This is a genomic window from Paenibacillus sp. PAMC 26794 (genome assembly GCF_000316035.1).
GTDB lineage: Bacteria > Bacillota > Bacilli > Paenibacillales > Paenibacillaceae > Paenibacillus.
Window position 1 is genome coordinate 170,565 of sequence record NZ_ANHX01000017.1, and the last position, 22,061, is coordinate 192,625.

19 protein-coding genes are annotated in these 22,061 nt (G+C 44.5%); 4 read left to right on the forward strand and 15 right to left on the reverse strand.

Features of this window, described 5'->3' with window-relative positions:
* Positions 1–14: 14 nt before the first annotated feature.
* From D829_RS0110430 to D829_RS0110465, 8 genes are all read right to left on the reverse strand, one after another.
* The gene (locus tag D829_RS0110430; RefSeq protein WP_017688832.1) at positions 15–887 is read right to left on the reverse strand and encodes a carbohydrate ABC transporter permease; all 873 of its coding nucleotides are present in this window, start codon (positions 885–887) and stop codon (positions 15–17) included.
* Positions 888–925: 38 nt separating this feature from the next.
* Positions 926–1,828 carry an ABC transporter permease subunit gene (locus D829_RS0110435; RefSeq protein ID WP_017688833.1) on the reverse strand — a complete coding sequence of 301 codons (903 nt, stop codon included), beginning with the start codon at positions 1,826–1,828 and terminating at the stop codon, positions 926–928.
* A gap of 111 nt (positions 1,829–1,939) precedes the next feature.
* Entirely contained in the window at positions 1,940–3,541 is a 1,602-nt protein-coding gene (locus D829_RS0110440) for an extracellular solute-binding protein (RefSeq protein ID WP_017688834.1), read from the reverse strand.
* A gap of 588 nt (positions 3,542–4,129) precedes the next feature.
* Complete coding sequence (locus D829_RS0110445) at positions 4,130–6,373, reverse strand: helix-turn-helix domain-containing protein (protein WP_017688835.1); 2,244 nt, start codon at positions 6,371–6,373, stop codon at positions 4,130–4,132.
* A gap of 21 nt (positions 6,374–6,394) precedes the next feature.
* Complete coding sequence (locus D829_RS0110450) at positions 6,395–7,618, reverse strand: MFS transporter (RefSeq protein ID WP_241230760.1); 1,224 nt, start codon at positions 7,616–7,618, stop codon at positions 6,395–6,397.
* A 49-nt stretch (positions 7,619–7,667) separates the two neighbouring features.
* Complete coding sequence (locus tag D829_RS0110455) at positions 7,668–8,720, reverse strand: ROK family protein (RefSeq protein ID WP_017688837.1); 1,053 nt, start codon at positions 8,718–8,720, stop codon at positions 7,668–7,670.
* 36 nt (positions 8,721–8,756) lie between these two features.
* Positions 8,757–9,989: an ROK family protein gene (locus D829_RS0110460; protein ID WP_017688838.1), complete on the reverse strand. Its 1,233-nt coding sequence runs from the start codon at positions 9,987–9,989 to the stop codon at positions 8,757–8,759.
* A 552-nt stretch (positions 9,990–10,541) separates the two neighbouring features.
* Entirely contained in the window at positions 10,542–11,381 is an 840-nt protein-coding gene (locus D829_RS0110465; protein WP_017688839.1) for a YitT family protein, read from the reverse strand.
* A gap of 374 nt (positions 11,382–11,755) precedes the next feature.
* On the opposite strand from D829_RS0110465, the gene D829_RS0110470 reads away from it, so the two are divergent.
* The 3 genes from D829_RS0110470 to D829_RS0110480 all read left to right on the forward strand — a co-directional run bounded on the left by D829_RS0110470 (position 11,756) and on the right by D829_RS0110480 (position 14,646).
* A complete protein-coding gene (locus tag D829_RS0110470) occupies positions 11,756–12,814 on the forward strand; it encodes a fatty acid desaturase (protein WP_017688840.1) in 1,059 nt (352 codons plus the stop codon).
* Between the two features lie 201 nt (positions 12,815–13,015).
* Positions 13,016–14,050 carry a sensor histidine kinase gene (locus tag D829_RS0110475; RefSeq protein WP_346773276.1) on the forward strand — a complete coding sequence of 345 codons (1,035 nt, stop codon included), beginning with the start codon at positions 13,016–13,018 and terminating at the stop codon, positions 14,048–14,050.
* Positions 14,047–14,646 carry a response regulator transcription factor gene (locus D829_RS0110480; protein ID WP_017688842.1) on the forward strand — a complete coding sequence of 200 codons (600 nt, stop codon included), beginning with the start codon at positions 14,047–14,049 and terminating at the stop codon, positions 14,644–14,646. Before D829_RS0110475 ends, D829_RS0110480 begins: the two co-directional genes overlap by 4 nt.
* 170 nt (positions 14,647–14,816) lie before the next feature.
* On the opposite strand, the gene D829_RS32405 is transcribed toward D829_RS0110480, so the two are convergent.
* From D829_RS32405 to D829_RS0110505, 5 genes are all read right to left on the reverse strand, one after another.
* Complete coding sequence (locus tag D829_RS32405; protein ID WP_017688843.1) at positions 14,817–15,686, reverse strand: hypothetical protein; 870 nt, start codon at positions 15,684–15,686, stop codon at positions 14,817–14,819.
* A 44-nt stretch (positions 15,687–15,730) separates the two neighbouring features.
* Entirely contained in the window at positions 15,731–16,471 is a 741-nt protein-coding gene (locus D829_RS0110490) for a polysaccharide deacetylase family protein (protein ID WP_017688844.1), read from the reverse strand.
* Positions 16,472–16,942: 471 nt separating this feature from the next.
* The gene (locus tag D829_RS0110495) at positions 16,943–17,446 is read right to left on the reverse strand and encodes a ferritin (RefSeq protein WP_017688845.1); all 504 of its coding nucleotides are present in this window, start codon (positions 17,444–17,446) and stop codon (positions 16,943–16,945) included.
* 156 nt (positions 17,447–17,602) lie between these two features.
* The gene (locus D829_RS30810; RefSeq protein WP_017688846.1) at positions 17,603–17,722 is read right to left on the reverse strand and encodes a hypothetical protein; all 120 of its coding nucleotides are present in this window, start codon (positions 17,720–17,722) and stop codon (positions 17,603–17,605) included.
* A gap of 100 nt (positions 17,723–17,822) precedes the next feature.
* On the reverse strand, positions 17,823–18,080 hold the full coding sequence (locus tag D829_RS0110505) for a YolD-like family protein (RefSeq protein WP_017688847.1): 258 nt from the start codon (positions 18,078–18,080) through the stop codon (positions 17,823–17,825).
* 303 nt (positions 18,081–18,383) lie between these two features.
* Between D829_RS0110505 and D829_RS0110510 the strand changes: the two genes are divergently transcribed.
* Positions 18,384–19,523, forward strand: coding sequence for a GGDEF domain-containing protein (locus tag D829_RS0110510; RefSeq protein ID WP_017688848.1), 1,140 nt, complete (start codon positions 18,384–18,386; stop codon positions 19,521–19,523).
* Between the two features lie 103 nt (positions 19,524–19,626).
* Here D829_RS0110510 and D829_RS0110515 read toward each other — a convergent pair whose 3' ends face one another.
* Together D829_RS0110515 and D829_RS0110520 are read right to left on the reverse strand one after the other, a co-directional pair.
* Positions 19,627–20,148: a hypothetical protein gene (locus D829_RS0110515; RefSeq protein ID WP_017688849.1), complete on the reverse strand. Its 522-nt coding sequence runs from the start codon at positions 20,146–20,148 to the stop codon at positions 19,627–19,629.
* A 71-nt stretch (positions 20,149–20,219) separates the two neighbouring features.
* Entirely contained in the window at positions 20,220–21,860 is a 1,641-nt protein-coding gene (locus D829_RS0110520) for a diguanylate cyclase (protein WP_017688850.1), read from the reverse strand.
* Positions 21,861–22,061 lie beyond the last annotated feature (201 nt).

Here is a 22,061-nt window from a genome sequence, read left to right on the forward strand (position 1 = left end):
ACCTCCCGAGACTGTTAACCTTTTACAGCACCTACCATTACGCCACTGATAAAGTACCGCTGCAACCACGGATACACAAGCAGGATCGGTAACGTGGAGAATATAACGCTGGCTGCTTTCAGACTCTCAGGCAGGACCTGAACGGCGCCGATTCCTTCGTTCTGCATCAGTTCTGTAATCTGGTTTTGCTGAATCATCTGATACAACTTCAATTGCAAAGGATATAGTTCAGGTTTCGTAATATACATGAGTGCATCCTGGAAACCATTCCACCGTCCTACCGCGTAAAATAGGCTCAGTGTCGCCATAACCGGAAGGGATAGCGGTAGAATAATACGCATAAGGGTTCCGAAGTGGCTGCTTCCATCAATGCCCGCCGCTTCTTCGAGACTTTCGGGAATCCCTCGGAAGAAGGTAATGAGGATGATCATATAGAACGGACTAATCAATCCAGGCAGAATAAGTCCCCATGTGCTATCGAGTAGATGCAGATTTTTGATCAGAATGTACTCGGGAATAATACCCCCACTGAAGAACATCGTCACCACAATGACAAGCATGAACCACTTGCGCCCCTTCAGATTACTTTTCGCCAGTGGATAAGCTGCTGCAATGGTCATCGCCATGCTTAGCACCGTACTCAGGACGGTTAGCCAAATCGTATAAATGAGGGAACGAATCATCGATCCATCTGCAAATACTTTGGTATACGCCTCAAAAGATAACTCTTTGGGGAAAAAGGAAACTTCTCCTGAACCGATCGCCCGGTTCGAGCTGAGCGAGATCGCAATAATATGAATGAATGGTGCAAGACACAGCACCATCGTAATGATAATAAGAATGACGTTTACCGTGTTGAATATTCGATTCGCCATGTTTTCAGACATCTCACTCACTCCTTACAGATCATATGTGAATCAATCCACTACATAATGCTCTCATCGGTCAATTTCTTGGACGTATAGTTTGCCCCGAGTATGAAGACAAGTCCAACTAATGCCTGGAACAAACCTACAGCCGTTGCGAGCGTAACCTGACCAGATTGTAAACCGACACGATAGACAAATGTGCTGAGCACATCCGAGTATTCACGTACAGCCACGTTCCCTATAATAAATGGTCGGTCAAAGCCGATGGAGATCATGTTGCCGACATTGATGATCAATAACGTAACAATCGTCGTTTTGATGCCTGGCAAGGAGATGTGCCAGATTCTGCGTAGCCGACTTGCTCCATCCACTTCTGCAGCTTCATACAGTTCCCGGTTAATCCCCGTCAGGGATGCCAGATACAGAATCGTACCCCAGCCTGCACTCTGCCACACACCTACCGCAAGATACGTGAAGAGCCAATAGTTTTTGTCTGAAAGGAATGGCAATGGATCGAATCCCATGCTCATTAAGATATTGTTAATGAAACCGGATTGCGTACCGAATACCTGAAGTACGATCCCTCCAATAATAACCCACGAAATAAAGTGAGGAATGTACAGTAAGGTCTGTGCCAACTTTTTGAACCAAGCCTTCTTCAGCTCGAACAATAAGATGGCCAGTATAAGTGGCGCCGGGAAGGAGACCAGTAGATCCAGCATGTTAAGCACTAACGTGTTGCGTAATGCCGTGTAGAATCCCTGATTTTGAAACACTTCTCTGAATGCATCCAAGCCAATCCACTCACTACCGGCGATCCCTTGAAAGAAGTTAAAGTCCTTGAACGCAATCTGCACGCCATACATTGGCCCATACTTGAAAATAATGAAGTAGATCATGGGCAGTAGGAGCAACGCATATAGTTGCCAGTTTCTGCGGAAATAGATGCTTGTTTTCATAAACCTTCCCCCCATGTCATTCAGGATTCTTCATCAAGGCGATGTTGCCATCGCCCTAATGAAATCCCTGTTCTTTGTTGTCATACACATTAGATGTGATCTCTACTCTACTTATTTCATCGCTTTGTAAGCTTCTGTACGTTCATCCAGGATTGCTTGGCCACCGCTCGCCATGTAATCCTTCATCATGCTGTCATACGTGGCTTCAAAATCAGCGGGTTTGGAAATGGTTGTTTTCACGAAAAACTCCATAAACTTGTCTTTTAAGCCGTTACCGTAACGTGCTTCTGCCTCAATCGGTTTGGAGAAACGTACCGGTTGAATGGTGTCCGTGTTAGAGATCGCTACCGACTTACGCATATCATCCCGATACTTCGACTCTACCTGTACGACGTAGGCCTCTTCATTTTTCTTGTCATCCCCAACGTATTTACCGTTCACGATAATGGCAATGTCACCGGAATTATAGATACGGCCTGCAATTTCAGGAGAAGCATCATCTTTGATCAGTGGTACCCCATCCACAAGTTCATAGTTCTCGTTTTCAACACCGAATTGCAGGTCGAACAGGTTGTTGCCCGAAGCCATCCAATCCAGATACTTCATCGCGGCTTCCGCATTTTTGCTCGATTTCGGGATCATCACATACATCGCATTGGGTGCATATGCCGGTTTGGCAAATTTGCCTTCCGAGTTTTTGAATGCATCAATCGGTGTCATCACTGCACCAGGTTGATTGGTTTGCAGGTTTTTGTACGTACCGGAGATATAAATCTCCCCTGCATCCTCAGTGTAGAATCCAACTTTGCCGTTAGACACATCTTCCCACAGCTTTTTCTTGTCTTTGTCGAGTCCAAAGTCCTTGCTCATTAATCCTTCATTATAAAGTGTGTTCATATATTTCAGGGCATCCTTGAAACCAGGCAACAACGTTGGATAGTCATTGGAACCCAGTTGTTGCGTTAATGTATATTTTTGTTCTTCCGTCAGTGGTTCAATGAATGACCAGATCAGGGGTTCATATTGAGCCGAGGCAATCGACATCCCCATTGGGATAAGTCCTGTGCCAACCTTACCCGGATCTTTTTCCTTAAAGGCCTTCAGTGTTGTATGCAGCTCCTCAGCTGTCTCAGGTGAAGGCAATCCGAGCGCATCCAGCCAGTCCTGACGAACATAGGATGCGTACTTGCCAAGTACAAGACGTTTACCTGGAACCGCAAACTGTTGTCCATCGTATTGACCGTAGGCCAGCGTTTCATCTCCCAGGAACTTCTTCAGGTAAGGACCACTTTGATTGATCAGATCCGTAAGTTCGGTCAGACCTCCTTGCTCTGCATAACGGTTGAATGTTCCCGAATCGTAGGTAAAGACGATATCAGGTACTTCAGAGCCACTCGCCATCAGAACGTTAAGCTTCTGAACTTCCTCCGAGCGTGGTACCGGAACAAATTGAACATCGATGTTGTTTGGATCACCAAACTTCTCTTGAATGAAGCGAGTCAGATAACTGTCCGAAATGGTGTAGCCCGCCGGTGTGTTTCCCCGGTCGAAGATTTCCACTTTCAAAGTCGTTTTTTCCCCCGAACCCGACTCTCCTGATGAAGATGTTGATTCGCTTCCTGACGAACATGCAGATAATAATAGAGTGAATGCTGTTACCACTGCGAGGATTGAACTTGCCTTGCCTGCCTTACGTCTTTGAAATAATCTCATTTGACCTTTCCCCTTTCGCACACTCTCTGAATGAATTCACATGATTGCCACTCCACTTTGTTCATCTCATTTCGTTGCAACTGTGAATGTCACTAATCATTACATATAATCCGATAATCAGACAATAAACTATTTTCAAAATGTAAAATCCACGGTTTTTAAGTTAAATAAAGCGATATATAAACATATTTCCTGACAATATACAATTTTCACACCTTTAATGTTAACTATAATAACATATTGTGTTCTGTTCATTTCGATTTCTTATACACAATCTGGCATCACCCAGCTTGCAATAATCCTTTTTCCATTAAATCTCTCTTCAAAAAAAGAAAAAAGAGACCACATCTTATGTGATCTCCTTGTTTAGCAACACGTGTAGAACGATTCGTCGCACTAATCCCTTGGCGGAAGATTAAACTTCACTTGACCAAACAACGTATCGATGGCATTTCCCGCATGTAAAAAATCTCCTGCAAAGGATGATAAGGTTACGGACCTTATTGCCTCATACAGGAGATTTCATAGATATCTCTAGGATTATTGGATTTTACCCGATACTCGGATGTTCTAACACGTGCAATCCCGTTATTGATCGCTTTGTTTTCCACTCTGCTTTCGATAATCCCCTGGTGTCACGCCCATGATCCGTTTAAATACTCTGCCGAAGGAAATGGCATTGGCATAACCCACTTGCAGAGCAATATCCTGAACAGCCATATCGGATGCAGACAACAGACGACAGGCCTTTTCGACCCTCAATTTCACCAGAAAATCAACAAACTTCATCTCAAACTCTTCCTTGAACAGATAACTCGCATATTTGCCCGAGATTTGGAACCGATCACTCAGATGTTTCAGCGACAGATCCGGATCATCAAAATGCTCTTCAATATATATCCGCAGCTCGTTGATCATCGCGCGATGACTTTTCGTTTCATTTACAGATACATAATTGCGATAGACCTCTTTAAGCCACTCCTGCAAAATATCTTGAATCCCCTCCAGTGTCTCCACCTGCCGGATATCACTGCGAAGACGAGTCAGGATTTCCTCGGCAAATTGGCTTTGCAACCGCTCAGACAGCTCCCCGAATTCACGGGACAACATCTGGATTAACGCCTGCAGCAACATGCGAATATCGTTATCCGTAATCTGATCTTCGCTGAACGCAACAAACATCTGGTCCAGCTGTGTTCGCCAACCATCACCGGTTAGTCTGAATTCACGGACAAAGTCTGCGAGCATCTGCAAATACTTGTACGATTGCAGCTCAATACGATCCGGCAGTTGCTCACTGAGAACGATCGCATCTTTACCAAGGGTAAGTCTATGCTGCAAACCCGCATCTGCACTCGCATAGGATCGAGTAATCTCCTCCCAGCCCGATACGGTTCGTCCAATCCCGAACGTAAACCGTAAGCGGAAGTTTTCCGCAATCCACATATGCATCTGTTTAGCCAGATCCATAAGCAATTCACGGTCCAGTCCTTCCTGCTCATCCGATGTAATCACCACAATAAGCCTTCGGTTCCCAAACCATTCAGCCCAACCACCGAACTGAGTCTCGTTCTGCACAAGTTCTTCCACTACGTTCATGAGCGCAATCTTCAGAATATTCTGATTGGTCGAGAGATCGTCACCATTCATCTCCGCAATGAGGACAGCAACACTCACTGGTTCCATGAATCGTTCCTCTAGCGGTTGCAGATGGCGAAGTCGCTGACGGAACGAATCCATTCGCTCTCCTTCCATCAGATCAACAAGCAACTGTCTGCGATGAATCAGCAAGTTTTCATGATGTTGTTTCTCATAGTCAACCGTCTGAGCAATCAGATGTTCCAGCGCACGATCGATGAGTGCCAGTTCATCCTTGACGGATGGAGCTGCTTCATCCTCCTCGGCACGTGGCTGTAACGCCTGAATTCGATTCATGATGAGCTGGATGGGCCGCGTATTTCTGCGCGTAATGTAGATTAGTCCCGCCACCGCACCAACAATCGTTAATAAACCAATACCGATCCACACATAAGAAACAAGGGATACCCATGAATACAGTTGTCCGGATTGAATACCACTCTCAAAGACCAGACCAAGCTTGTCCGCAGTCACACGATTAAGAATTTCGCCTGCTGAAGGGTCCATTTGATGCGCGGTATAGATCAGATTATCACTCTTATCCCGAACTTGAAGAACAGATAACTTTTCATTGGTCATGTTATCAATCTGCCGTTCTACTGCATACATGCGGATGGTAATGACGAGCAGTCCTTCCCCGCCCCACGGTAAAGGAAGCCACTTATTCATGCTAATCACCTGTGAATGTACGTCGAAGGAACGTTCCTTATAATCACGTGGCAGGTTCCAACCGAGATTCTCCCGATCTTTCAAGGCTTGCTCAATATAGGCGCGATCTTCGAAATCTTCCAAACGCATCATGCCTCTGGGCGTAAGAATCTGGGAATCGGACATGCGATAGAGATAAATGGATTGAATCATATCCTGCTGATCCAGCATACGTCCCAGCCCACTTGCCGCATCATAGATGAATTGACTCGATAATTGTCCCTGTCCAGCTTCCAAAAAGCGACTATATGTTTTGTTCGCACCAATGTCTTCAAGCAACCGAAGTTCAATGTCGCTTAGCGATCGCTCCAGTGTATCCACGATATAGCGGGTGGAAATCATGTCGGCTTTTTGCGTTTCGTTACGTGAGAGTTCGTTGACAATCAGGAAGGAGAGAAAGATCAGAATGGAAATCGTAAGCAGAAAAATAGGAAAATACGAATACATCAACTTGGTGTGCCAATTCCGCTTCAGATTTACTTTCATAGGCTCCAGCTCCTTCCATCCCTATTCTAATGAGTATGCTCTTCTCTGTTCTTTAGCCTGCCTGCTGACGATATACAGAATCACTGATCCTAGTGCCGCACTGATCGTGCAAGCCAGGTACATCAGTGATGGACCGCCGGAATCGAGCAAATATCCGTTAAGCATATTACCAACAATTCCGCCCAGGCCAGCAAACACCATGTTAAATAAACTTTGACCTGTGGCCTGCATCTCCCGTCCCGTAACGGAAGCCACATATTCCACTGCTGCGATATAAAAGAATCCGAAGGATAACCCATGCAGCACCTGAACGCCAATCATAACCTCAGGTGTCGGCCATAGCCACTGTATTCCCCAACGTAACATATACGCCCCCGCTGCAAGCAGCATCGTCCGTTCATGTCCCCATTTTCGGAGTATGAATGCTGCTGCCAACATGGATGGAACATTGGTGATCGATGCCAGCAATAGCGCTGTACCTGTCATCGTCACAGAACCGCCAGCCATCTGAAATGAAATAACAAAAAAGGAGTTAAACGCAGTGAGCGTTTGGTTAACCAGGAAACAACCTGTTAGAAATAGAAGGAATGTCCGGTTTCGGAGCAATCTTGCCAAACCTACGGAGAAGGTTACCGAGGACGAGGATATGCTCGTCTGCCGGGGAAGTGTACTTGCCAGTATAGCGCTCAGAATGTTAAATAGGAGAAATGGCAGCCATAACATGTGAATGGAAAACTGGGAGAGATACATCCCTGCGGCAAATCCGCCAACTCCCGTTCCTATGCTGCCGAAGAGTCGGATCATGCCATATGAGGTGTTCGCGGTTCTCGCGGCGGTAACCGCATAGGAGTCAGCCACGGGTATTTGAGTCACTTGGAATATAGTGCATAAAGTATAAATCAATATTAATATAAAGTACACTTGAATATTGTAGAAGTACGCTAACGATGCAGGAACAAGCAGGCTGATTACCAGTACGAACCGTGTCTTTTTAAACTTATCTACCAGTATTCCCCATATAGGTTGAAGAATAATAGATACAAGTGTGCCAAACGCCATGATAAATCCGGTTTCTTTACTGGAAAAACCTTGTGCTACCAATATGGGATTAATGTACGGGTTAAACATCCCCCCGGCAAGCCCCATAAACAGATATAGGCCCTGCAATTGGAGTAAAACACGTTTTGCATCATTGGAATCGGCTTTTGTTTTCTCTGTGTAAGCCTTCATATGTCTACTTCTCATCCGGATCTCCATCCTTTATTTCTGTAGTTGCTTCGCCTATTCTCTATTTTTATGTGCGTGTCAGACTCGACTTGATTGCAGCCAATGCCCCGATTGCTCCCGCTTTGTTCCCCAGTTCAGCTACAGCTATAAGTGTAGGCAGAACAGTGTAACGTTGGAGGCGTGTGCGCACTTCATTTAGATAATAGGATGGGTTGGATGCAGCCACGCCACCACCGATCACTATAATGGAAGGATTGAGTAAAGCCGTAATATTCGCCAGACCTCTAGCCATATAACGCATGGGTAGTTCCAGAATCTCCAGGGCAGCAAGATCACCCGACTCGGCTGCTTTGAATACATGCCTGGCTTCAATCTGTTCCGCTTCGCCTCCTGCCAGACTCATGATCAGGGATAAGGAACTTCTCTTTCCAGTAGCAAAATAATGCCTCGCCTGTTCGGTAATTCCCGTACCTGAAGTTAATTGCTCAAATACGCCAAAGGAATCCGCATCAGCAACGTAACCGGTATGAAGCCCTTTGTCTCCTGCAATGAAATGCCCAATCTCACCTGCTGCTCCATTCTGACCGCTGTAGAGTTGTCCATTCAGGATAAGAGCAGCTCCAATGCCCGTTCCAACCGTGACCATCACACAGTGTTGATGTCCCTGCGCTGCCCCTTGATCATATTCTCCCATTGCAGCCAGATTCACATCATTGTCCAAAATGATATCCCCACTATAATACTGCGCAATAACAGGGCGAATATCCTGCTCAGGCCACTGAAAAGCTGGAGCATTTCGCAGTATCCCCTCCCCCTGCAGAATCACACCAGGGAATCCCAAGCCTGCACCGGAAAGTTGATCCAGACTGCATCCAACTTCGCGGCAGAATGTTTCCAATTCAGCGAATAACCATCGAAAGAACTCATCCGGCTGATCACTGACAAGCGTAGGCAAGATACGTTCATGAACTTCATTTCCAGCCTGTTGTGATGACAAGAGCATTAATGTTTTGGTGCCTCCAATGTCAATACCTGCAATCCAGCCGGATGGATCACCTCCAACCGCACCATCCTGATTGGACTGATAATCATTACTTACGTTTTTCACGGATTCTGTCATGCCTTTTTCCTCCTCACATGTTGTATATCTAATGTCTTAATCCATGGCTTCCTGCTGAAGGTTCAGCATCGTTTGTTGTATGGCTACCTGCACTGCGCCAGTCACAACAGCTTGCTCACCAAGCTTGGAACAGATTAACTGTGGTTGCACCGGGAATTGCTCAGATATGATCTGCCTCAGTAAAGGCAATAACACATCACCGTTCCCTCCTACACCTCCGCCAAGCACAATGAGATCTGGAGCAAGCACAACGCTAATCTGACGCAGAGCTGAAGCAATCCTCTGGCTGTATTGTTGTAGAATGTCTAACGCCTCTACTTCTCCACTGCGTGCAGCTTCAAATAACTTCTCGGGAGTCAGGTGTCTGTGAAGATCATCTGCAACTTCATCTACTTTTACATCCACATCCGAATCCGAATCAGCAACTTCCAATAGTTCATCATGCTGATCTAGATAATCTTTCGCCAGTTGCATCAGACCATCAGCGGACAGCACTTCCTCCAGACGTCGGCCATCGTCCACCAGCATCTCCGCGATCTCTCCAGTTAAGCCACCTAAACCTCGAAGCAGTTGGCCATGTACCATGATGCCAGCGCCCGTCCCTGTACCGATGGAGAAAAAAACAAATAAGGGATAACCTGCTGCTGAACCACTCCGATACTCCCCAAGCGCTGCAAGATTCACATCATTTTCCAGAATTACTTCACAGGGAAAAGCTCCTGACAATGACTCTAGAGAGAAAGCTTCTTCCAGACCCGCTAAAGGGTCCACAATACGATGGATACGCCCTGAATCAGGCAGCACTACGCCTGGTATACCGAACCCGATGCACTGAATCTGATCCCAGTTCAGATGATTCTTATCAAGCAATTCGTTCATATGGCTTCGAAGAAGCTCCAACATCGTCGCTTCTGCTCGCTCATAAGCTTCTTGAACAACCATGGGATATGTTCGATAGGCAATGATCTCTCCATTCAGATCGGATAATGCAATCCGGATACGTGTTGCGCCGATATCTATACCACAGACATAATAAGCCGTTTCATTGAAACGAATGAGGGTTGCTTTTCGACCCTGAGCGTTGTCAGCTGGCCCCATTTCCCTCACCAGATTACGGTCAATCAGATGTTCGACTGCCAAAGACACCGTTGGTTTACTAAGTCCGGTCTGACGGCTGATATCCGCTCTCGACATGGTTCCCTGAGTTATCAGAGCATCCATAATGAGATTTTCATTCAGATTGCGGATATACTGCGGTGTGCCAGCCATGTTATCGCCTCCTCTTATAGTTAGTTAGTTAGGTTTATTAACAAATTGATTAAATTCAATATATCATCGTGTTTGGTAGGTGTACAGCTTTTTGTCATTGCACTCTTTTAGTAGAAAGTTTTACTAGAAAGAACCATACCTTCACCTGTAACACAAAAGCCTAATAAAGGGATTATTATACAATAATAGACGTTTATACATTTCCGAAACAGTGACCTGTTCATAGAATACCTTATCACGATCAGGGAGGTTTTAATATGTATAGAAAGCATAAATGTCATCATCCAAGACCAAAGTGTTTTTACAAAAAAATCACTAAAACGTGTGTTACCAAAGTGAAATATGTCCCTACAAAGTGTAAAAAACACTGTCATGTCACTGTTGAATATTGTGGAGTCAAAAAAAGAAGACATTACTAATCCTCTTTTGCCCTTCTCTTCGGAGAAGGGTTCTTTCTTATTGAACTAGATTAATAACGGATACCATTAACCTATCAAAAAAGTTGCGGTGATATTCACCGCAACTCCTTTCTTCCTTATATACATATATTCATCAAGTTTTGGAGAGTTCAATAAATCCTTCACCAAATACATCACGAACGTCATGAATGGTGATAAAAGCAATCTCATCTTCTGCTCGTACAATCTTCTTCAGCATTGAAACTTCCTGCTTGCTAATCACAATGTATAGAATTTCTTTCTTATTTTTTGTGTAATAGCCATGACCGGACAGAACGGTTACTCCGCGATCCATCTTCTCAATGACTTGCTTCGCGATTTCATCCTGTTTGGAAGAGATAATCATGACTGCTTTTTTCGGATTGAGCCCTTCAATAATGAACTCCATTGTTTTGGTTCCAACAAACAGCAAGACAATTGTACACATTAATCCTTGTGGTCCAATGATGAAGTATGAGGAGAAAGCCACAATCAGATCGAAGAACAGAAGTCCGTAACTGATATTCCAATCCAGATATTTGTTGGCAAGTCGGGCCAGGATCACTGTTCCCGCCGTTGTGCCTCCTACTCTAACAATCAAGCCAATACCAAGACCGGCAAATAACCCAGCAAAAATGGTATTGATCCAGAGTTCATCCGATGCAATCGTCCAACTCTCCGTCAGATGCAGGAACAACGAGTTGAATACCACCGCAATAATCGTATATACCGTAGTCGTTTTATCAAGAAACCGGTATCCCACAATTAACAAAATACCGTTCAGGATCAAGTTCATCAGTCCAGGGGACCACTCAAACAGGTAATACAAAATAATCGTGATACCTGTGACGCCGCCTTCAGCCAAATCATTCGGGATGACAAACAGGTTCACCGCCAGTGCAAACAGAAATGCACCTGCCATAATAAATAGGATATCCGTAATTCGTTTCTTCATTATGCATTCCATCCAATCCATCAGAAATCAACCTAATCGACCCGTCTCATAAGTTGTCATAACCACTCAAAGATAGATTTTACCATGCTCTCAACAAAATTTGTATACATAATACAAATTGTTGCGTAATTTGTGCAAAGGAATATGTAAAACCTGCTCTTCTGTCTTCTGCAGAGCTATTGAGTATCATACACCCATGACAAATGTCATGGTCCATCATTGATATTTGTCATTACAGAAGGCTGACGTTTATGACTTACTGTCATGTTCGGATTGTTTTACAATGATAAAAACGCTTCCTACAGGAAAGTCTAGCGGGAAACGTCAAGTTGTAACTGATTACAGTTATAACGATTGAAGGAGGACACAATTTTATGAATCGATCAAAAGAAATGGCCTTAAAAAAAGAAATTACCCCTTACGAAAAAAATGATCTCAGATTAAGTATCCGTCAGTTAATCAATACATTGCTCCCGCTCTTCTTGTTATGGGCTGCAGCTTACTTTAGCTTATCGGTTTCCTACTGGCTGACCTTCCCGATTGCCTTGGTGGCATCCGGATTTGTACTTCGGACCTTTATTATTTTCCATGACTGCTGTCATGGTTCATTCTTCAAGAGCAAACGCGCCAATGATATTATGGGTACCATTACTGGTGTATTGACAGTTACACCCTATCAGCAGTGGAAAAACGAGCATTCTATCCATCACGCGACAAGCAGTAATCTTGACAAACGTGGTGTAGGTGATATCTGGGTTATGACGGTTGACGAATACAAAGCAGCTTCTCCTTGGGGTCGTCTCTTCTATCGGATTTATCGTAACCCGTTTGTATTGTTTTGTATCGGACCCATTTACGTGTTTCTGTTGGCTTACCGTTTTAACCGCAAAGGTGCTAGACGTAAAGAACGTATCAATACACACCTGACTACCGTATTGATCGTAGTGCTCTATGCATTCATGTCCTGGTTAGTCGGATGGCAGGCTTTTGTAATGGTGCAGGCACCTATCTTCTTCTTCTCCGGTTTCTTTGGTATCTGGCTGTTCTACGTTCAACATCAGTTCGAAGAGACGTATTTTGAACATGAAGATGAGTGGAGTTATGTAAAAGCAGCTGTTGAAGGCAGTTCTTATTACAAATTGCCAAAATTATTGCAATGGATCAGTGGTAATATCGGGTTTCACCATGTGCATCACTTGAGCCCACGTGTACCTAACTATTTCTTGGAAGAAGCACATAACGCAACACCACCCTTGCAAAAAGCAACGACTATTACACTACGTTCCAGTTTAGTTTCCCTGCGCTTCCGTCTGTGGGATGAAGATTCTAAACAGTTTATTAGCTTCAGACAGCTCAAAAAGCTATCCCGCAAGCCGTATGTTCAACCGCCTATCCGAGTAACCAATCCAGCGGGTCTGACAGAGAAGCCTTAACTCTGTCGGATTCGTTTTCTTGTGTTCAAGCCATAGTCATGCTACAGTCATGCTAAAGTTGAGTACAAGTGCAAGGAGGAGAATTCCATTCAAAAGTGGATGCAAAATTTTTATAAAAAAACAGGGTTGAACCTTTATGTATGGCTCGCCTTTTTCATCCTTCCCTTCTATTTTATATCACAATATTCCAAATTATGGACGATGGTAACAGGCATTATTATCATTCTCGTTTTCTTCGTCTGTTATCTGCTCGCCTTTATCACCAAGGGCTGGCAGGTATACATGTGGATTGGATTGCTCATTGCCATATCCATTACGATGACTATCGCCTATGATTATGCCTATTTCTCATTGTTTCTTGCTTTTTTTATTGGGAATATTAAAAATAAAGCCGGTTTCTTCACCCTCTATTCGGTGAATTTGGGAGCCAGTTTCCTAACCATTAATTATGGTTTCATTAATCAGAGTTCTCTGTTGGTGAGCCAACTCCCGTTTGTATTCATCAGCTTGATGGCCTCCATTCTGCTTCCCATCAGTACGTATAACAAAAACAAAACTGAACAATTGGAAGGTCAACTTGAGAATGCCAACAAACGACTGGATGATCTTGTGAAAATGGAAGAACGACAGCGTATCGCTCGTGACCTGCACGATACCCTTGGACAAAAGCTCTCACTGATCGGTCTGAAAACCGATCTGGCGAAGCGTTTGCTCCGCAATAATCCCGATCAGGCCGAGATCGAATTGAATGACCTCAGACAAACGGCAAGTACAGCTCTGAAGGAAGTTCGGGAAATGGTCACCACCATGCGTGGTACACAATTAGTCGATGAACTATTCCGGGCGGAGCAGATTCTGAAGGCCGCTTCGATTGAATTTGAGCTGGAAGGCAATCCAAAGCTGCAAGACACATCGCAATTGAATGAAAATGTAATCGGCATGTGCTTGAAAGAAGCCGTCACCAATGTAGTCAAGCACAGTCAGGCCACGGTATGCACCATCATCATTAAAGAGACACAGTCTGATAACATTTTAACGGTTCGGGATAACGGTGTAGGCATAGAACGCACGCGCAACAAGGATCGACGCGGTACCGGCATTTTGGGTATGAAGGAACGACTTGAATTTGTGAACGGTTGTCTGGATCTTCGCTCCAGAGCAGATAAAACAGGTACACAACTCGTTATCCAGGTGCCTAAGCTGACACGCAAACCAATGAAGGAGGATACAACATGATCAGCATTGTAATCGCCGAGGACCAACGCATGATGCTGGGCGCTTTGTCTTCCCTGCTCAATCTGGAAAAAGACATGCAGGTGGTAGGACAGGCAAGCAATGGACAGGAAGCTTTGGCACTTGTCAAAGAACTGACCCCGGATATCTGTCTGATGGATATCGAAATGCCCGTCAAAAGTGGGCTGGAAGCGGCAGAAGAGATGAAAGGTTTGAACTGTAAAGTCATTATTCTGACCACTTTTGCCCGAACCGGCTATTTCGAACGTGCGCTCAAAAGCGGTGTTCGTGGATACCTGCTCAAGGATAGTCCGATTGAAGAACTGGCTGAAACCATCCGCCAAGTTATGAATGGCAGACGCATCTTTGCTCCCGACTTGGTAGATGAAGCTTATGTAGAAGAAAATCCCCTGACAGAACGGGAGAATGCCGTACTAGGCCTCATGGCAGATGGGAAGAACACCAAGGAAATAGCCGGGCATCTGTTCATCACAACGGGCACAGTGCGTAACTACATCTCCATTATTCTCAACAAGTTAAATGCCAGTAACCGCATTGAGGCCATCACTCGCTCCAAGGAAAAAGGGTGGTTCAAATGAAAGTACCGCTTCAACCCATTGAAACAAAAATAACATGTCCCCCGGCTGCACAAGCTGCGATAACATGCTCAAAATAAAAAGTTTGGCCCAGGAAAAAATTGCTGGGCCAAGCTTTTTTAAGTGTATTACAACAATCATCTCTTCTACATTGCAGAATATCTCTAAAACACTCAAGACTTCACAGAAACAGCCATGCCAAGAGCTTCTAATGGCACTTGATCGGTCTGAAGCTGATGAATTTGGTTACCGTCCTGCCATGAGATCGTTACATGAACAGACTTTCCACCACTTGGATATTCAACCTTGATATACCCTTTATCTTTGGGTACAGGCAAGGTATGTGACTCCAGGTATTCCACCATTTTCTTCGCTATGCCCGGATTATTCATTTCATCTTCGGAAACCGAACGAATTTCCAGCGTCCATCTGCCTTCTTGCCAAGTCAGATATTGACTGCCTGCGGCACCTTCACTCATGCCTTTGATGCCATGTCCCAGATCCACAGCCATATCTGCTGGAATATCTTTCAGGTCCGTCTCAGGGAAAATTTCTGACTGATTCGAGTCCTTATAGGTCTTCACTTCATAGGAAGCCAGTACAGGTATCTTACTGTCGGATGCAGTTAAAGATTGATCATTAACGGCAACAGACTGAGTGGTAGCGTAGAAGTTTACCTTAAATGCATCAGCAGTATTGGACAGTATTGCCGCACCCAAAGATGTACCCTTGTTCAATGTGAATGATGTGGGTAACGCTGCATCCTTCATCTTCAACTGGTTGGCAACTTGGATGTCATTTGCCTTCGATCCTGATGTGTCTTCATTATCTCTTGTGCCCGTATTCTCTTTGGTTCCCGTTTCATTTTCATTAGAGAAATCAGCACCACCGCTACCGGTCTCGGTCTGCTCACCCACTGTTGTCGTTGGTGAAGAACTATTCTCTGACGATGCTGCATTTGAATCCGGTCCGCCACATCCTGCCAGAGCAAGTAAAACGGCCGTCGTTACTGGAATCGTGATCCATAATGGTTGTTTCTTCATGATGTGTGCCTCCTTCGTTGTAGCCAATCTAAAAATTCAAAAGATTAACGCTTGTCGTTCCAGAAGTTAACCGGCTGCAATTTTTTGCTTAATACTTCAAAACGATACCCTTCTGCCTTCAATGTTTTCAAAACTTGCGGTAATACTTTCAGCGTTGCTTCCTGGTCGTGCATAAGCACAACAGGCGTTGTTCCGCTCTTTTGCACATTGTGGATCTGCTTCATTACACTGTTATAGACTTTCTGATGATCCTTCTTGTATTTCCAATCTTCCGAATCCACATTCCAATCCCACAGATGGAATCCACCCTGACCTAGCAACACATTACGGAATGCCGGTTTAAGATAAGGTTTACTACCATATGGCGTCCGCACGAGACTTGTTTTAACTCCGGCAACCTTGTTTAGACTTACATTGGCCTGTTGCATCTCTTTCAATCCGCTATATGCAGATTTATAGAATTTGCCTGGAACGTGAGTCACACCATGCAGACCCAATCCATGTCCGTCAGCTACGATTCGTTTGGTAGCCTTCTGAAATTGCTCCATCTGAGGACCCAGCATAAAAAACGTTGCCTTCGCATTATACTGATCCAGAATATCCAGTAACTGACCCGTATGAGCGGTTGGCCCATCATCAAACGTCAGGTATATGATTTTGGAATTTGCTTTGCTTGCACCATCCTTGGATGCAACTGATTTGGCAGATACCGACTGCGGCAATAATAGTGGAATGATTAGTAAAATAGCAAGTGTGACCATGATAGATTTGCGAATATGTAACATAATTAAAAATCTCCCTTATGTGTTATATTTCCCCGGGTGTCCATGTTGTTCTACCTTCATCCCTTGGCGATTAATCCTAATACTATCAAAGATAGTGACTCCTGTTCTCGCTCCAAAGGCTACGGTAGAGTTACACTTTTGTCAGATAAACCTAAAATTTAATACGAATTTGATAGATTTGCGCAAAAAAAGATCCCGTCAGGATAGATCAATTGTGACATATCCTCTATTACCCACATTCAGAATTTTGATAGACCTTTACTCCAATTCAAGTAAATCAATACAATCATTAAATATCGTTGCATGCAAAAAAACCTGCACAAGTGCAGGCTTCTTCGTCTTCAATCAGCATATGGCATCAAACCATCATCCCTTGCAAGGGAATTGCCCCCATTGCTTTCAGGATCATTACCTCATGCTGTATGTAAATGGTGTTTTGACGCTGGAATCTTCTCGACTCCCAACGTGCATTTATTCAGCAGGAGCAGTGAACGAACGTTTGCCAAACTCGGCATCCAACATGTAGAAGGCGTTGCTGTCTTTTTCAATGCGGCGCAGCTTCTGAATAATGTTGTCAAACAATGCTTCCTCTTCAACCTGCTCATCAATGAACCACTTCAGGAAATACATCGTTGCATGTTCACGTTCATTGAGAGCGATGTCAGCCAGATTGTAGAATTTTTTCGTGTTTTGCTGTTCATGAGCATAACCATGCTCAAATACATCCAGCATCGAAGCATATTCATTCTTCGGTTCTGGCAAAGCCGCAAGTGTGGCACGTTGTCCACGATCATTCAGGAATTTGTATATTTTCATGCCATGGAATCGCTCTTCTTCCGCTTGCACGATGAAGAAGTTCGCAAATCCATCCAGACTTTTACTGGAACAATAGGCTGCCATAGCCAGATATACATGAGCGGAATAAAACTCAAAGTTCATCTGTTCATTTAAAGATTCTGTTAACGCTTGGCTCATAATCAAAACACCTCTTTCTTTCTCTAGGGATGGTTATATTCTAACATAACGTAAGCAGGACTTACACCGATTTTCTACAAAATTCGCCAATGACTGAACGAACAAAAAAGCTCTGCCGCGATGGCAGAGCTTCTTTCATTCTTTAGAGATATGCAATTATACCAAGAACGCTTTGGAGATGATAACCAACAGGATGAACAGAACCAGAATGGCACCTACAGAAGTGAAACCTCCGTATCCGTAGCCTCTTGTTTCTCCACCTAATACTTCGCTCATTGACCGTACCTCCTCTGCAACAGGTATGGGTTATCTTATGCAGGAAGAACGACTTTGACAGGGCGGATGCCCTAATTATTCAGATTGCTGTTTTTTTCGTTCAGTACCGGGGAGATTGCACACGCATGATATCCAGAAAAGGCACCTTCGCTGTGAACTCTTCTTCGGTATACTCCACATGCACGAGTCGTGTACGAGAGTCCATTTTGACGATGACTCCTTGCACCTGATCTACTTTGCCCCATACCGTCAACAGTACTTCCGAACGTTCCCGAAAGGCTTCAACGAGCTGGTTTCCCAACTCTTCCAGTTCAAACTCATCCCGTGTAGGTCTTTTTGCTACTTTTGCTTTTGCCAATGTGGCTGCCTCCTCTACTCCGACGTCCCGATTCCACGGGTTGATTGCCGAGTTCATATTCAATTAGTATACCATTCATTTACGTTCGTGTAATCTCATGGCATCCAGAATGAGCAAATTCCTCAGATACGTTATAGCCAACAATGCTCCCCCTGTACTTCACACTCTATCCTCTATGTAATATAATGTAAGCTTAGTTCTCATGCTCAAATATATTAATTTGCGTTTTGTTCATTGTGATTTATAATCATCATATACGAGAGTGATTCTGTCGTACCATTATGATGCAGTCAGCGGTGATATATGAAAGGTTTCCATACGCACAATAGCAACATTCCAACAGAATACGAGTTCAAGCATTCCAAATGGATTCAAAAAATGCTCCATGCCTATTGGGTTGTCATCATTGCACATTTCGCCATCCAGGTTGGCTGTTTCCTGTTTCTGAAGTATGATCGCACGCCTGCGGATTTCATGATGAATGTTCTGTTCTGGCCTACGGCGATTAGCAGTTCATGCATTTTGTTCGCGAGTTGGGTTGATCGGCGCTTCAGTTCATATGCCTTCTATACCATGTCTGCGGCTAGCACAGTGATCGCCTGGACAATAATTCATGTCAATTACGACATTCGAATTATATTAGCCATCTGCCTGTTACCCATCTTCGCTTCAGTTCTGTTCTTCAGCAAAAAGAGAGTCTGGATTGTTTTCCTGATGCAGATGATCGGTTACCTTCTCGTTCTGTTCGACCCAGCCTACCGATCCTACCTGTCTTCATTTGACATGGTATCCATTCCGGCTTTTCTAATCCTTGGTACATATGTAGCACAGGTTATCGTAACCAGCGGCGTTGAAGTGCTGGACGATCTTCAGGCAAGCATGCTTGCCAAGCAGGACCTTATTGTACGAAATGCCATTATGACCAAACAGTCCAAAACAGACGGTTTAACCAACCTTTATAATCAAAGCTCATTCAAGGATTATTACGAAAAAGCATTTGAGTATGCCAACAGTGGCATGAGTCTGCATCTGGCCCTGATCGATATTGATAACTTCAAATCCATTAATGATACCTATGGTCATCGGGTTGGAGACATCATGCTGGAGAAAATGTCCCTGATCATTCAGGAGACGATTACCTCAAGTGATATCGCAGCACGCTACGGTGGCGAAGAGTTCGCCTTATTGATGTTTGAGAAATCTTTCAAGCAGGCCTATGCCTTGGTGGAACAGATTCGTCAGAAGATTGCCCTGATGGGTCATCTGGAACTTGAAGGAGCTTCCATCACGGTGAGTATCGGTCTCAAAAGCTACAGTCCTAATCTGACCAAAGACAAATTGTTCGAGGAAGTGGATGCCTGTCTGTATGCCGCCAAACGAACAGGTAAAAATAAAACCGTAACATCACTTGATCTGACTTCGTCCTTGGCAGAGAAAATATAAATAAAAAAGTTGTGCTGTACACCGGAATTCCGGTTTGTACAACACAACTTTTTTTGGGTTTGAATACGATCAGCAGGCCGATCTTTTTCATACATCTATGTTTTCATTCCACCCATTCCCAGCGATGACGATTTTGCTCCAGCCTAGGATGCAGGTATTCGGACGATCCGTCAATGATGAGACGCAGCTCTTTGATCCAATCTTTGAAGGAATCAAACGAAGCAAACATATTCGCCATCTCTACAGTCAAATAAAGAAAGTGAGGGGCCGGGTATTCCGCAGTGATATGGCGCAGCGCACTATCCACAGGCGTATATTTCTTTCTCTTGCCCTCAAGCCCCTCCACACGTATACGTGAAGTTGGATGTTCCCGCCGCCAATCATGCAGGCGGTCTTCTCTTTTGTAATATGCCTGTATGATATCCTTGCTCATTCGCTTGAACGTACTCTCGTGTAAAGGATACAGCACGAGCTGTATGAATGAACGAGTATCCACCGTTGCAGCGGCGCGCTCGAGTTGCTCATCAGTCACATGTTCGAACGAGTCATAAAAAGTCAGTGTACCTTTGCGGCTGGCCGCAGGTGGTTCATAACCGTAAGGTACAGTTGTATATTTTCCAGACATTTCACCCCTCCTTGTTTATACGCACATTCGCACAAAGGTGATTGGGATAACCCAGCTAATGTTATTATACGCTAACGATCTTGCTTCAACTCGGAATAAAATGTCATTCTGTTCTTGCCTGCACGTTTGGACTCATATAACGCTTCATCTGCCATCCGGATAATCTCAGATGGGTTGTTGCTGTTGGTTGGATATTCAGCACCTCCGATGCTACATCCAATTCGGATTCGCTCGTATTCAATAATAAACGGCTTGTTCAGACTTTGAATGATGGCTTCTGCATAAGCGCTGGCTTCTTGCCTCGGATGACTTCCAACCGACTGAAGTACAATCAGGAATTCATCTCCGCCCAATCGGACTGTTATACCCTTCACCTGACCAAGAGCAGACAGTCGCTGGGCCACTTTCTGTAGCAGCACATCTCCAGTCTGATGTCCAAGTGTATCGTTGACCCGTTTGAATCCATCGAGATCCAGATAGAGAAAAGTCAGCGTGTGATTTTCACTTTCGGTCTCCAGAGACTCCTCCAGGTACACTTCAAGGGCAGTGCGATTCGGCAGATTAGTCAACTGATCAAAATGTGCCAGATTCTGCATCACGACCAGCTCTGAGTTTTTATTCATAAGAGAGGTCAGCATATCCCGAAGCGAACGGGACAACACTTCAATCTCCTTAATCCCCTTATTCGCGGGAATCTCAAGCTCTTCCCCTGCACGCAGTCGATTGGCCACTCTGGTAAGACGCACAAGTGGGGCAGAGATCAGACGTGAGACAAACCAGCCTATCAGTGCAAACAGCACGGTAACGGCGAGTCCTGACCATACATTAAACCACATCAGGTCAAACACAGAAGCAAAAGCAGACGACTTGACTTGACGAATGACTACGGTCCAACCTAATCCGGGATAATCCAGATGACCCTGGCTGTAGGCAAACCCTGTCACATATTCATTACCGTCAGGCCACTTTTCAATAGACCAACTGCTTTTATTGTGCTGGGCCTCTTCGATGCCGGGCAATACCAACGGTTTACCGATCCATTCCTTCGGCCCGAGCAGCACTGTATGTTCTTTTTTGCTCACGATAAAGAACTCAATGTCCTTTTCTTCCCTTTTCAATGGGGCGAGCACGGATTCCTCGACTTCCTTCGCCCATTCCCAGCTTAAATGTGCAGCGAGCACACCTTGAATATGTCCTTTGCTATCCTTCAGCGGAAAACTGATATCAACAAATTGCAACGGCTCTCCCGTTGGATTCGGAAGCAGCTTGGCAAGAAGTACTGCATTATGCACATCTCCAATGAATTTACCCTTGATTCCCTCCTGATACACAGGTCGCTCTGTTAAATTCCCCCCCAACAAGATACCATCCGTGGCAGCTAACACTTTTCCCTTCGGGTCCATGAATCCAACCCATGAGAATGAGGGAAAGCTATCTTGTAACTGATCCAGCAGCATCTGAATCTCATCAGGTTGGAATTCATCTTCCAACGAAGCCATTCGGCCCAGCAGGTCCAGTTCCCCCGCGCGAGCGGACATGAACCGATCCAGCTTGTCCGAAGCCTGTGAGGCCGTGCCTGTAAGCGAGTGACCAATCTCAGTCTCTACAGCAACAAATGACTTTTGGCTAAAAATAGAACCAATCGTCAGGGTAACCAGCAAGGATAATACAGCGAAGATGACTGTAAGCACAGTTCTAATTTTGAATGACATTACTTCCTCCATTACACGGTGAAACCATCTTGCTTTTCAACATAACTATGCTGTAAAGAGTACACGGAATGTCACCTAATCGTTTTCATATTTATCGGAAATTGTGTGTTTATTTATTATACATGCCCATACAATATTATACTGAAATTTTCACCGTGTTTCTTCCATTCAAAGAATAGACACGATTCTGTATATACATAC